Below are 12,527 nucleotides of genomic sequence, written 5' to 3' on the forward strand. Positions count from 1 at the left end.
CCTACCCGTGGTCTCCAGGGTGGGCGGAGTCGCCCCAGGCGGAGTGCGGCGCCGGGTGCGCCTGCGTGCGCAGGTACCAGGGCACGCTGACCACCACCAGGCGCCGCTCGCCGGACAACAGCAGCGCGCTGCGCAGCAGCTCCGAGCGGCGGCCGTAGAGCATGGCCCGGTACCAGCGCTTCTCCAGCAGCTCCGGCAGAACCATGGCCACGGTGCAGCCCGGCACCTCCTCGAGCAGCGCGTCCAGGTAGTCCCTCAGCGGCCACACCAGCGCGCGGTACGGCGACCCCACGTGCACGAGCGGCGGAGGCCTCCGCCCGGCCTCCTGGAGCGGCGCCTGGACGAAGCGCTGCCACTGCGAGTCCAGCGCCGCCTCGTCGGTGTCGCCACTGCAGATGTGCACCGCGCGCACATCGTCGCTCAGCGTCAGCGCGAAGCGCAGCGCCGTCTCCGACGCGTGGGACCAGCGGTCCACGGGCACCACCGCGACCATTGGCGACGGGGGCGTCAGGCGCACGGGCCGCTTCAACTCCGTCGCCTGCCGCGTGCGCGTGTACGCGGCGTGGACGCGGGAGAGCACCAGCAGGCCCACGGGCACCAGGACGAACGCGGCCCAGCCGCCGTGCACGAACTTGGACACGCCCACGATGCACAGCGTGAGCGCCGTCATCACCGCGCCCGCGCCGTTGAGGGCCCGGCGCCACCGCCAGCCCTCCTCCTCCCGGTGCCGGCCCCAGTGCACCACCATGCCCGCCTGCGACAGGGTGAAGGCCATCAGCGCGCCAATGGCGAACAGGGGAATCAGCCTGTCCGTGATGCCCTTGCACACGATGAGCAGCACGGCCGCGAGCCCGGACAGGGTGAGGATGCCTCGCGACAGGGCGAGCCTGCGGCCCCGGTGGGCGAAGCCCGGCGGCAGGTAGCGCTCGCGCGCCAGCACCTGGCAGACGAGCGGGAAGCCCGCGTAGCTGGTGTTCGCGGACAGCGCGAGCACGCAGAGGATGGCGGCCATGGCCACGTAGTAGAAGACGCCGCGCCCCATCACCGCGCCGATGAGCTGCGACAGCACCGTCTGGTAGTTCGCGCCGTCGGGGTCCGTGGCGCCCACGCCGTACGCCCGGCACAAGAGCGCGATGCCCAGGAGCATCGTCACCAGGATGCCCACGATGACGCCCAGCGTGGTGCGCGCGCGGCGGATGCACGGGTCCCGGAAGATGGGCACGGCGTTGCTGATGGCCTCCACGCCCGTCATCGCCGTGCACCCGCTGGCGAAGGCGCGAATCACCAGCCACGCGCCCAGGGACGCGGTGGGCACCGCCAGGGGCGGCGGCTGCTGCACGGGCGTGGCTTCCCCCATGGCCAGCTTGAAGAGGCCCACGGCCAGCACCACGCTCAACGACGTGATGAAGAACCAGGTGGGCACGACGAACACGGCGCCCGCCTCGCTGACGCCGCGCAGGTTCACCAGGGTGAGCAGCGCCAGGATGCCCAGGGTGATGGGCAGCGTGTGCGGCCGCAAGGCGGGGAACGCGGACACCAGCGCGCCCGTCCCCGCGGAGATGCCCACCGCCACGTTGAGCAGGTAGTCCAGCATCAGCGCCGTCGCCGCGAGCAGCCCCGCGCCCCGCCCCAGGTTCTGCTTCGCCACGGTGTACGCGCCGCCGCCGCTCGGGTACGCGGCGATGGTCTGCGCGTACGAGCTCGCGACGATCATCAAGAGCCCCACGATGGCGGCGGTGATGGGGAAGAGCAGCCACACGCCCGTGGCCCCCAGCGGGCGCAGCACGGTGAGCGCGGCCTCCGGGCCGTACGCGGCGGACGACAGCGCATCCAGCCCCAGGAGCGCCACGCCGGTGAGGACGCCCGTCTTCTCCTGCATCGCCTGGGCGCTGGTGAGCGGGCGGCCCAGGAGCAGGTCCATGATGCCGTTGCCCTGACGCCGCCGGGGCATGAACGGCCTCCTGCGTCCGTACTCGGCCAGCTGAGCCATATGGCGGCGTCCCCCTGGCCCGGAAGGTGCGCACCGGCTGTCCGGGCGAAAACACGGCCCCGGAGTCGCATGCCCTCCAGGGCCATAGACCCTTTCGCGGGCCCATTCGTTTCACGGGAAGACACAGGAGACCGTCCGCCATGGGCCCGCACGCCGCCGTCCTCCCCTTCCCCACCCTGGATGATTTGTACGCCCTGCACCGTCCTCGGGCGCTGGCCATTGCCCGGCGCATCGTGGGGGACACCGACGACGCGGAGGACGTGGTGCAGGACGTGTTCCTGCGCCTGTCGCGGCAGCCCCCGGGACTGGATGGACGCGCGACGTGGACGACCTGGCTGCACCGGGTGATGGTCAACAGCAGCATCAACTGGCTGCGCGCGCGCAGGCGCCGGGAGCGGCTGACGCACGCGCCCCAGGAGGCCGTGTCGCCGGAGGCCCACGCCATGGGCGCGCAGATGCAGCAGCACTTCCATGAAGCGCTGGAGGAGGTGAACCCCCAGCAGCGGCAGGTGCTCTACCTGCGCGAGGTGCGCGGCCTGGGCTCCGCTGAAATCGCCCGGCTCCTGCGCATCCCGGAAGGCACCGTGAAGAGCGCCCTGCACCGCGGCCGCCAGCGCGCCCTCACCGTGATGGAGGAGCGCGGCCAGCGGCCGTGAGGTTCGGGGGCGTTACTCCTCGCCCTTGCTGCCCACGAACTGGTCGCCCTTCTCCTTGAAGAGGAGGTTGAAGCTGGTGAGCGAGCCGTAGACGCGGGTGATGTAGCCCTGCATCTCCGCCTTCTCCGCGTCCGTGAGCTTGGGGTGGGCGTTGAGCTTCTGCTCCAGCACGCGGATGCGGTCGCGCACCATCGTCACCTTGTGGAACAGGTTGTCGATGGGCATGTCCTTCGCCTGAAGCTCCGGGTTGCCCGGCACCAGCCGCACCGTGCCGCCCTCCCACTTGCCCGCGAGCGGAGGATCGCTCAGGCCCGCCGCCTCCCGGAAGATGTCCATCAGCTCTTCGCGCGTCATGTTCAGCCCTTCCAGGTCCACCACTTCGTGCGGATCCGCGCGGTGGCGCACCACCACGGGCGCCACGCTCCGCACGGTGCGGGTTCGCGTGCTCGAAACCACGGGCGCCGGGGCCGCCGAGCCCCGGGGCGCGTACTTGTCACAGATGGGCGCGGAGGGTGGGAACAGGCCGCGCGAGGTGTACATGCGGCACGGCCCCACCCACCCACGGTGATCCACGGAGTGAGGGCTCCAGAGCTTGCAGTTGCCACACACCCGCTCATCCGGCCGGAAGGTGGGCAGCGCTGGAGTCCCGTCCCCCGCGTCCGACATGTCAGCGCGCCTCCTTGGCCACCGGCTTGCCCTTGCGGATGTTGAGCTCACGCAGGAGCGCGTCCGCGTCCTCGACCTGGTCGAGCTGCCACAGCAGGTAGCGCACGTCCACGTTGACGTTCCGGGCCACGTCCGGATTGTAGCCGAAGTCGTTCGCGACGTTCTCCCACACGCGGTCGAAGTTCACGCCGACGAGCTGCCCCTTGCCGTTCACCGTGGGGCTGCCGGAGTTGCCGCCCGTGGTGTCCGCGTCCGCCAGGAAGTCCACCGGCACGTCCTTCAGCCGGGGGTCCACCCACTGCCCGAACTTCTTCGCCGCCGCGGCCGCGCGCACCTTCTCCGGCGCGTTGAAGGGCTCCTCGCCGGTGTGCTTCTGGATCATCCCCGACAGCGTCGTCTGCGGCAGGTACAGCGCGCCGTCGCGCGGCGTGTAGCCCTGCACCTTGGCGAACGACACGCGCAGCGTGCTGTTGGCGTCCGGCGCAATCGGCTTGCCCGCCTGCGCCATCACCGCCTTGCGCCACGCCGGCCGCAGCCGCGAGGACGCGCCCTGACGGCGGTCGCGCGTGTCATCCAGCGCGGCCTGCTCCTTCGCCAGCTCCATGCCGAACGCCAGCAGGGGGTCACGGCGCGCGGCGAGCTGCCCCACGGACTCGTCCGCCATCTTCAGGCGCTCCGCCAGCGTGAGCACCTTGGTGCCCGCGTAGAGCGAGTCGATCTTCGCGGAGACGTCCTTCTGCGAGTACGTCTTGCCGAACGTGGCATCCACGGCCGCGATGCGCGCGTCCTGGGGCAGCGACTGTGCGCGCTTCACGAACGCGTGCAAGAGCGCCTTGTCCGCGGCGAGGAAGAGGTTCTTCTGCTCGCGCTCCAGGCGGTCCTTGATGCGCGGCAGCTCGCGGTCCATGTACTCCGGGCGGCGCTCCAGGTCCGGCTTCGCGCGCTCCATGGCCAGCCGGGACACGGACGTGGCCAGCGCGGGGCCCCGCGCCAGACGGCCGGACATGTTCAGCAGGAACTCGCGGTCGAAGGTCTTGTTGGACTCCTGCTGCTCCGCGAGCAGCGCCTCGCGGGCCTTCAGCGCCTCGCCCCACTTCGCGCTGTCCTTCTGCGCCCAGGCCACGGTGGCGGCTTCCGCGTCGCGCTGCTTCTCCACGATGTGGCCGCGCTTGAGGCCCGCCAGCTGGCCGCCCGCGTTCTTGTAGACGTTGTGCAGGCCCTTGAGCTGCGAGGCCACGGCGATCTTCCCGGCCGGGTCCTTCTCCCCTTCGGCCTCCAGGATGCGGATGGCCTCGCCCAGCACGTCGCGGATGCGCGGGTAGTAGCGCGCCTGGCGCTCCGCCATCTCGTCCGCGAGCAGCGTGCGGAAGGTGGTGCCCGGGTAGCCCAGCACCATCACGAAGTCGCCCGGCTTCACGCCTTCGGTGGACAGCGGGAAGAAGAACTCCGCCTTGTAGGGCACGTTCTTGTCGCTGAACGCCGCGGAGGCGCCGTCCGGCGCGGTGTACGCGCGGATGATGGCGAAGTCGCCGGTGTGGCGCGGCCACATCCAGTTGTCCTCCTCACCGCCGTACTCACCCACGGCGCGCGGCGGCGCGTAGACCAGGCGCACGTCCTGCAACTCCACCGCGTCCACCAGCGTGTAGTTCACGCCGCCATCGAAGGTGGCCACCTGACAGCGGGTGGCGGGGCGCTTCTCACACTCGGCCACCAGCTCCTTCTGCTTGCGGTCGATGGCCTTGTAGCGCGCGAGGTCGTCCGCGCCCTGCGGCACGGCGCCGTTGATCTCCGCCGTCACGTCCTTGAAGCCGCGCGGCACCTGCACGCGCGAGCCCTTGCCCGGGAGCTCCTCCGCCTGGCTCTTCGCGAGGAAGCCGTTGGTGATGAGGTCCTTCTGCGGGGAGCTGTGCTCCTGGATGATGGAGAAGGCGCAGTGGTGGTTGGTGATGATGAGGCCGGAGGCGGAGATGAACGACCCGGAGCAGCCGCCGGTGTTCACCGTGCCCGCGAGCAGGCCCGTGCCCCGCTTGGGGTCCCAGAGCTTGCTGGGCGGCAGCTGGAGGCCCTGGGCCTTGAGCCAGGCGGGGCTCAGTTCCAGCACCTGCTGAGGGGTCCACTTCCCTTCCCCGGCGAAGGCCGGGGCAGCCACGAGCGAGAGGAGAAGGAGCGTCTTCTTCATGGTGCCCCATCCCTACCCCGTCCGCCGCCCCGGCGCGACCGTTCCGGTGTCCGGGGCGCGCGTTTTCGCGGAAGATGGAACGCGCTTGGATGTTCCGGTGTCCAGGCAGGAGGGGACCAGCGATGCGGACCGCGAGCGGGGCGACACTGGATTTCGGAAGGCTGGCGCTGCTGCTCCTCCTGATGGGGGCATCCTGGTACTTCTGGTATTCGCCGGTCCTGTGGCCGGTGAAGGTGCTGGTGGTGATGATGCATGAGACGGGGCATGCGCTCGCCGCGCTGCTCGTGGGGGGCTCCGTGGACCGGGTCCACCTCCAGGTGAACGAGGGCGGAAGCTGCTTCTCCCGCCTGCCGCCCGGCGTCTTCAACCGCATCGTCGTGTCGTCGGCGGGGTACCTGGGCAGCGCGGTGGCGGGCGCGGGGCTGATGCTGGCCACCTTCCGCTTCCGGCTGGGCCGCGCGGTGATGGGCGCGGCGTCCGTGTGGCTGGCGGTGATGGGCTTCTTCTACGCGGGGGACCTCTTCACCCTGGCCTTCTGCCTGGGCATGGCGCTGGCCATGGGGCTGGGCGCGCGCTTCCTGCCCACGGGGCTGGTGGACGCGCTCAACCTGTTCCTCGCGGCCTTCACCGCGCTCTACGTCCTCTTCGACCTGAGGGACGACCTGTGGAACAGCGCGGTGCGCGCGCAGAGCGACGCGGCCATCCTCGCCAGCGAGACGTGGGTGCCGTCCATCGTCTGGGCGGCCCTGTGGACGCTCCTGTCGGTGGCCCTGCTGGGCGTGTCCGCGTACTGGGCCCTGCACGCGAAGCCGTCAGGCGGCGTGAAGATGCCGCCCATGGCCCGCGCGCGGCGGGTGTGAGCCGGCGGGCCCTGCCCTACTTGCGCGGTCGCATCCGGAAGGCCACGAACGACGCCATGTCCGGGAAGCCGAAGTACGGGTTCTTCTGACGGATGGCCTCCATCTGGGCCACCGGCACGTCCGCGTAGTCATGCCCGGGGTACAGCCGCGCGGTGTCCGGAACCTTCGCCAGCACCTGAGACAGCGAGCGGTACATGTCCTCCGGGTTGCCGCCCGGGAAGTCGCACCGGCCGCACCCGTTGATGAAGACCGTGTCCCCGGACACGAGCGCGTCCTCCGCCAGCAGGCAGTGCGACCCCGGCGTGTGCCCGGGCGTGTGCAGCGCATGGAACGTGCGCGCGCCCACCGGCACCGCGTCACCCGCCTTCAGGAGCTTGAGCGCGTCCCCACCCCGCTTGCGCAGGTCGCTGGAGAAGGCGGCCTCCTCCGCCTGCGCGTACACCGGGACGTCATGGCGGGACAGCAACTCATCCAGGCCGTTGATGTGGTCGCCGTGGCAGTGCGACACGAACGCGCCCACCACGCGCTTGCCGTCCCGAGCCACCGCCGCCTCGATGGCCGGCACGTCCCATGCCGGATCCACCACCACCACCTCAGGGCCGTCCTGGGGACCCACGAGGTAGACGAAGTTGTCCATCGGTCCGAGCTTGAGTTGGCGTACGTACGGCGTGGGCATGGTTGTCCTCCAGACGGCCACTCTACGCCCCAGGCTTGCCGGCCCGGGGCCAGTTCCCTTTGAATGCCACTTTTTGATGTCCCACGCCGTCAGGAGGTCTCCGTCCGTGAAGCGCCTGCCCACCCTGCTCGCCTGCTCGCTGCTGGTCAGCGCGAGCGCATCCGCCGCGGGGCGGACCGCCTCCACGTTCCGCTACAAGCCGTCTGCGGACGATGAGCGCCCCGTCATCGTGGATGCCACCATCGGGCCCCAGGGCAGCGACTTCGCCATGCGCCTGAAGTTCAACAAGGACCCGTTCGGCGAGGAGTGCAAGCAGCGCTGCGCCAACGTCACCTTGTTCCTGGACACCGACTCCAGCGTCCAGTCCGGCCTGCACCTGCCCACCAACAAGGCCCCGGAGAACGGCGCGGACCTGGCGATCGTCATCCAGGGCGTGCGGGAGTACAAGCGCCAGGACGCGCCCCCGGAGATGGCCCTGCGCGTGAAGATCCGCCAGCTGGGCTCGGACGCCACCAGCGCGGACGCGGGCGAGCTGCTCGCGGACCTCAACAACCGGCAGGACCCGGAGCGCATCCAGACGGACGGCACCACCGTCTACCTGCTGGTGGACGCCACCAGTGCCCTGCTGCCCTCCGCCCGCAAGGTACGCGTCATCTACCACCCGCCAGGGAGCAAGGCCCTCACCGCCACCATCAACGGGATGGCCGGCGGCAGCTCCGGCCGGGGCGTGCAGATCTTCAAGCGCGGCAGCGGCTGGGACCGCGCCCCTGACGCGGAGGGCAAGAAGCCCCGCGCCAACCCCAACGGCGACAACGGCTGATCCCAGCAGGCCGCCAGTCAGGCCCGGCCCCCACTCCCCTCGGAATTCCGAGGGGTTGGCGGTGGGTTTCAAGCAGGCACAGGACTGTACGGACGTGCAGAAGTTCCGGGCTGGAGCCGACGCAACCACCCGAATTCGTTCTCAATGTCAGAGGCCCATGGTAGTCCCGCCCATCTGACGTCGAGGGTCCGACCCGACTGGTAGTCGCAACGCGCACGGCGGCACGCCCGCGCGCCGCGTCACGCCCGGCCGGCCGGCCCGTGTGAAAAACATCTGGATTCCATGACCATGCTCGCAGAAGCCGATACGAAGTCGCGCAAGAAGCAGGGAGGCCCGGCCGGGGGCGGAGGAAAGGGAGGCGGCGGCGGGGCCGGCGCCGGTGGCGGGGACGGCCTGCCCGCGGGCCTGGCCGAGGAAGCGCGCCGCCGGTACCTCAACTACGCCCTGTCGGTCATCACCTCGCGCGCCCTGCCCGACGTGCGCGACGGCCTCAAGCCGGTGCAGCGCCGCATCCTCTACGGCATGTGGAACGACCTGAACCTGTCGTTCGACACGAAGTACCAGAAGTGCGCGCAGGTCGTCGGCGCCATCATGGGCCGCTACCACCCGCACGGCGACACGGCCATCTACGACGCGCTCGTGCGCATGGCGCAGGACTTCTCCCTGCGCTACCCGCTGGTGGACGGCCACGGCAACTTCGGCTCGCTGGACGGCGACTCCGCCGCCGCCTACCGCTACACCGAGTGCCGCCTGGAGAAGCTGGCCACGGAGCTGCTGGGTGAGCTGGACAGCAAGACCGTCCGCTTCCGCCCCAACTACGACGGCACCCGCGAAGAGCCCGTCGTCATCCCGGCGCGCGTGCCGCAGCTCTTGATGAACGGCACCACCGGCATCGCGGTGGGCATGGCCACCAACATCCCGCCCCACCACCTGGGCGAGCTGGTGGACGCGCTGCTGGCGCTCATCGGGAATCCGGAGCTGGAGACGAAGGACCTGCTCAAGTTCATCAAGGGTCCGGACTTCCCCACCGGCGGGCAGATCCTCAACGACAAGAAGGAGCTGCGCGAAATCTACGAGACGGGCCAGGGCTCCGTCCGGATCCGCGGCGAGTACAAGCTGGAGGAGCTCAAGCGCGGCGGTCAGATGATCGTCGTCACCTCCATCCCGTACACGGTGAACAAGTCCACGCTCGTCGCGAAGATTGGCGAGCTGGTGCGCGAGCGCAAGCTGCCGCTCATCACCGACGTGCGCGACGAGTCCACCACGGACGTGCGCATCGTGCTGGAGCTCAAGAAGGACGCCAACCCCGAGCTGGTGATGGCGTACCTCTACAAGCACACGCCCCTGCAGACGAACTTCGGCGTGAACCTGACGTGCCTCGTGCCGTCGGACAACCCGGACGTCGGCACGCCCAAGCGCTTGGACCTGAAGTCCATCCTCCGCTACTTCCTCGACTTCCGCCTGGAGATCGTCACCAAGCGGTTCGAGCACGAGCTGGCGGAGCTCAAGCGGCGCGTCCACATCCTCGAAGGGTTCGAGAAGGCCTACGACGCGCTGGATGAGATCATCCGGATCATCCGCCAGTCGGAGGGCAAGCAGGACGCCGCCCAGAAGCTGATGGCGCGCTTCAAGATGGACGAGATCCAGGTGGACGCCATCCTGGAGATGCGCCTCTACAAGCTGGCCCGCCTGGAGATCCTCATCGTCCAGAAGGAGCTCAAGGAGAAGCGCGCGGAGATCAAGCGCATCGAGGGCATCCTCAAGGACGTGAAGAAGCGCTGGGCCGTCATCCACGACGAGCTGTCCGGCCTCAAGGCCGCGTACACCGACAAGCGCCGCACGCGCATTGGCGGCGCGGGCGCGGAGGAGATGGAGTTCTCCGCGGACGCGTTCATCGCGGACGAGGACGCCCACGTCGTCATCACCCGCGACGGGTGGATCAAGCGCGTGCGCGAGGTGAAGGATCCGTCCACCACCCGCCTGCGTGAAGGCGACGCGGTGATGGCGGTGCTCGCCGGCAGCCTGAAGGCGAACCTGGTGCTGTTCAGCAACTTCGGCACCGCCTACGTCACCCGCTTCAACGACGTGCCGGCCTCCACCGGCTACGGCGACCCGGTGCAGAAGCTGTTCAAGTTCGACGACGGCGAGCGCGTGGTGGGCGCCCTGTCCCAGGATGCCCGCCTGCCCCAGCCGGAGAAGCTGGTGGCGGTGACGCGCCAGGACCTGGGCCTGCGCTTCCTGCTCCAGCCGCACACGGAGGTCTCCACCCGCGCCGGCCGCCGCTACGCGAAGACGGGCGAGGGCGACGAAATCATCGGCACGCAGCCGGTGGGCGACAAGGACCTGCTCGCCATCCTCACGGAGAAGACCAACGCCCTCGTCTGCAAGGTGGCGGAGGTGAACGAGCTGGCCGGTCCCGGCAAGGGCGTCCAGGTCATCAAGGTGGACGCGGGCGACAAGGTGGTGGACTTCCTCGCGGCGCCCGCCAGTCAGAAGGACGCCACGCTGGAGTTCGAGACGCAGAAGGGCCGCAAGCTGCACCTGTCACCGGCGAAGTTCAGCGTGACGGGCCGCGGCGGCAAGGGCCACGAGATGTCCAAGCGCGACACGGTGAAGGAGGTGGCGCGTCCCGTCACCTTCGTGCCGCTGCCGGAGAAGAAGGAGTAGCGGGAAGGCCATGGCGACCAAGAAGGAAACCTACACAGGCGCGGACATCCAGGTCCTGGAAGGCCTGGAGCCGGTGCGCAAGCGCCCGGCCATGTACATCGGTGGGACCGACAGCACGGGCTACCACCACCTGCTCTGGGAGATCGTCGACAACTCGGTGGACGAGGTCATCAACGGCTTCGCGTCCCTCATCGAAGTCACGCTCCACAAGGGCGCGAAGTCCATCACCGTCGTGGACAACGGGCGCGGCATCCCCGTGGACATGATGCCCAAGCACAAGAAGCCCGCCGTGGAGGTCATCCTCACGACGCTGCACGCGGGCGGCAAGTTCGAGCAGGGCAACTACATCCACTCGGGCGGTCTGCACGGCGTGGGCAGCTCCGTGGTGAACGCGCTCACCAGCAAGCTGCTCATCGAAATCAAGAAGGACGGCAAGCGCCACGTGCAGTCGTACGCGCGCGGCAAGGCCACCAGCCCCCTCAAGGTGGAGGGCCCCGCGCGCGGCACCGGCACGTCCATCACCTTCGAGCCGGACGCCGAAATCTTCGGTGAGAAGCAGAAGTTCGACGCGGCCCTGGTGCGCGAGCGCCTGGAGGCGAAGAGCTACCTGCACAAGGGGATGACCGTCGTCTGGAAGGACGAGACGGTCACCCCTGCCGTGACGGAGACGTTCAAGCACGACGGCGGCATCGCCGAGTACCTCACCAAGGTCGTGTCGGAGCGCCAGAAGCCCATCGTCCCCGCGGGCAGCACGCCGTTCTACTTCTCGCGCGACAACGAGGTCCGCCTGGAGGTGGCGCTGGCGTGGACGGAGGCCACGGACGAGCACATCCGCTCGTACGTCAACGGCATCCCCACGAACCTGGGCGGCACGCACGAGGCGGGCTTGAGGGCGGCCATCGTCAAGGCGATGCGCAACTACATCGAGACGCACGGCCTGACGCCCAAGGGCGTGTCGCTCACCGCGGAGGACATCCGCGAGGGCATCACCGCCATCCTCTCCGTGTACGTGGTGGAGCCCCAGTTCCAGGGGCAGACGAAGGGCCGCCTCAACAACCCGGAGACGACGGCGCAGGTGGACAGCGCCGTGCGCCCGGTGCTGGAGAAGTGGTTCAACGACAACAAGTCCATCGCGGAAGCGCTGCTGGCGCGCATCATCCTGGCCGCCCGCGCGCGTGAAGCCTCCCGCGCGGCCTCCGCCGCCATCAGCCGCAAGTCCGCGGTGAGCCACCGGCTCAACCTCCCCGGCAAGCTGGCGGACTGCTCGTCCACGGACCCCGCGTCCAGCGAGCTGTTCATCGTGGAAGGTGACTCCGCAGGCGGCTCCGCCAAGCAGGGCCGCGACCGGCGCACCCAGGCCATCCTCCCCCTGCGCGGCAAGGTGCTCAACGCGGAGCAGGCGTCCACCGACAAGGTGGCCACCAACAAGGAGCTCCAGGACATCGTCAGCGCGCTGGGCTGCGGCATCGGGTCCGACTTCGACATCACGAAGCTGAGATACGGCCGCGTCTTCCTGCTGATGGACGCGGACAGCGACGGCCACCACATCGCCACGCTGCTGCTCACGTTCTTCTACCGGCACCTGCGGCCCCTGATTGAGGCGGGCGCGGTGCACATCGCCCAGCCGCCGCTGTACCGGGTGGACATCGGCAAGGAGACGTACTGGGCCCTGGACGAGCCGGACCGCGACCGCATCATCCGCGAGAAGGCCAAGGGCAACGCCAAGCCCAACATCATGCGCTTCAAGGGTCTGGGCGAGATGACGGCCGAGGAGCTCAAGACGACCACGCTCGATGCGCGCAATCGCATCAGCCTGCGCGTCACCATCGACAACGCGCTGGAGACCGACCGCATCATCAACGACCTGATGGGGAAGGATGTCTCGGCGCGTTACAAGTTCATCACCGAGCAGGCCGGTGAAGTCCAGGAGCTGGACGTCTGAGAAAACGGGAGTCCCCGCACACCCGGGACGGGCGCTTTTCCGTCCCGGGTGGGGCATTGGTCTTCCGCCCC

Annotated in this window: 9 protein-coding genes; 5 read left to right on the plus strand and 4 right to left on the minus strand. The window is 69.5% G+C overall.

The features are described from left to right. Window position 1 precedes the first annotated feature (1 nt). On the minus strand, window positions 2-1,951 hold the full coding sequence (locus ACX114_RS27895) for an APC family permease (protein WP_459289446.1): 1,950 nt from the start codon (window positions 1,949-1,951) through the stop codon (window positions 2-4). A gap of 179 nt (window positions 1,952-2,130) precedes the next feature. Here ACX114_RS27895 and ACX114_RS27900 point away from each other — a divergent pair, with 179 nt between their 5' ends. Beyond that, window positions 2,131-2,646 (plus strand): RNA polymerase sigma factor, encoded by a 516-nt coding sequence (locus tag ACX114_RS27900; protein WP_459289448.1) that lies wholly within the window; start codon window positions 2,131-2,133, stop codon window positions 2,644-2,646. Between the two features lie 12 nt (window positions 2,647-2,658). Here ACX114_RS27900 and ACX114_RS27905 read toward each other — a convergent pair whose 3' ends face one another. Beyond that, a complete protein-coding gene (locus ACX114_RS27905) occupies window positions 2,659-3,312 on the minus strand; it encodes a hypothetical protein (protein WP_459289450.1) in 654 nt (217 codons plus the stop codon). A 1-nt stretch (window position 3,313) separates the two neighbouring features. Further along, window positions 3,314-5,491 (minus strand): S46 family peptidase, encoded by a 2,178-nt coding sequence (locus ACX114_RS27910; RefSeq protein WP_459289452.1) that lies wholly within the window; start codon window positions 5,489-5,491, stop codon window positions 3,314-3,316. A 122-nt stretch (window positions 5,492-5,613) separates the two neighbouring features. Here ACX114_RS27910 and ACX114_RS27915 point away from each other — a divergent pair, with 122 nt between their 5' ends. Continuing rightward, window positions 5,614-6,351: a M50 family metallopeptidase gene (locus ACX114_RS27915; RefSeq protein ID WP_459289454.1), complete on the plus strand. Its 738-nt coding sequence runs from the start codon at window positions 5,614-5,616 to the stop codon at window positions 6,349-6,351. 16 nt (window positions 6,352-6,367) lie between these two features. Here the strand turns inward: ACX114_RS27915 and ACX114_RS27920 are convergent, their stop codons facing one another. After that, entirely contained in the window at window positions 6,368-7,027 is a 660-nt protein-coding gene (locus tag ACX114_RS27920; protein ID WP_459289456.1) for an MBL fold metallo-hydrolase, read from the minus strand. 106 nt (window positions 7,028-7,133) lie between these two features. Here ACX114_RS27920 and ACX114_RS27925 point away from each other — a divergent pair, with 106 nt between their 5' ends. The 3 genes from ACX114_RS27925 to ACX114_RS27935 all read left to right on the plus strand — a co-directional run bounded on the left by ACX114_RS27925 (window position 7,134) and on the right by ACX114_RS27935 (window position 12,456). Then, window positions 7,134-7,847: a hypothetical protein gene (locus ACX114_RS27925; RefSeq protein ID WP_459289458.1), complete on the plus strand. Its 714-nt coding sequence runs from the start codon at window positions 7,134-7,136 to the stop codon at window positions 7,845-7,847. Window positions 7,848-8,135: 288 nt separating this feature from the next. Further along, window positions 8,136-10,514 (plus strand): DNA gyrase/topoisomerase IV subunit A, encoded by a 2,379-nt coding sequence (locus ACX114_RS27930; protein WP_459289460.1) that lies wholly within the window; start codon window positions 8,136-8,138, stop codon window positions 10,512-10,514. 10 nt (window positions 10,515-10,524) lie between these two features. Beyond that, the gene (locus tag ACX114_RS27935) at window positions 10,525-12,456 is read left to right on the plus strand and encodes a DNA gyrase/topoisomerase IV subunit B (RefSeq protein WP_459289462.1); all 1,932 of its coding nucleotides are present in this window, start codon (window positions 10,525-10,527) and stop codon (window positions 12,454-12,456) included. Window positions 12,457-12,527 lie beyond the last annotated feature (71 nt).

The sequence above is a fragment of the Corallococcus sp. M7 genome (assembly GCF_054512695.1).

Excerpts from the sequence above, each read along its gene's own strand:
- ACX114_RS27895 (WP_459289446.1), bottom strand. The coding sequence starts at position 1,951 with ATGCCCCGGCGGCGTCAGGGCAACGGCATCATGGACCTGCTCCTGGGC.
- ACX114_RS27900 (WP_459289448.1), top strand. The coding sequence starts at position 2,131 with ATGGGCCCGCACGCCGCCGTCCTCCCCTTCCCCACCCTGGATGATTTG.
- ACX114_RS27905 (WP_459289450.1), bottom strand. The coding sequence starts at position 3,312 with ATGTCGGACGCGGGGGACGGGACTCCAGCGCTGCCCACCTTCCGGCCG.
- ACX114_RS27910 (WP_459289452.1), bottom strand. The coding sequence starts at position 5,491 with ATGAAGAAGACGCTCCTTCTCCTCTCGCTCGTGGCTGCCCCGGCCTTC.
- ACX114_RS27915 (WP_459289454.1), top strand. The coding sequence starts at position 5,614 with ATGCGGACCGCGAGCGGGGCGACACTGGATTTCGGAAGGCTGGCGCTG.
- ACX114_RS27920 (WP_459289456.1), bottom strand. The coding sequence starts at position 7,027 with ATGCCCACGCCGTACGTACGCCAACTCAAGCTCGGACCGATGGACAAC.
- ACX114_RS27930 (WP_459289460.1), top strand. The coding sequence starts at position 8,136 with ATGCTCGCAGAAGCCGATACGAAGTCGCGCAAGAAGCAGGGAGGCCCG.
- ACX114_RS27935 (WP_459289462.1), top strand. The coding sequence starts at position 10,525 with ATGGCGACCAAGAAGGAAACCTACACAGGCGCGGACATCCAGGTCCTG.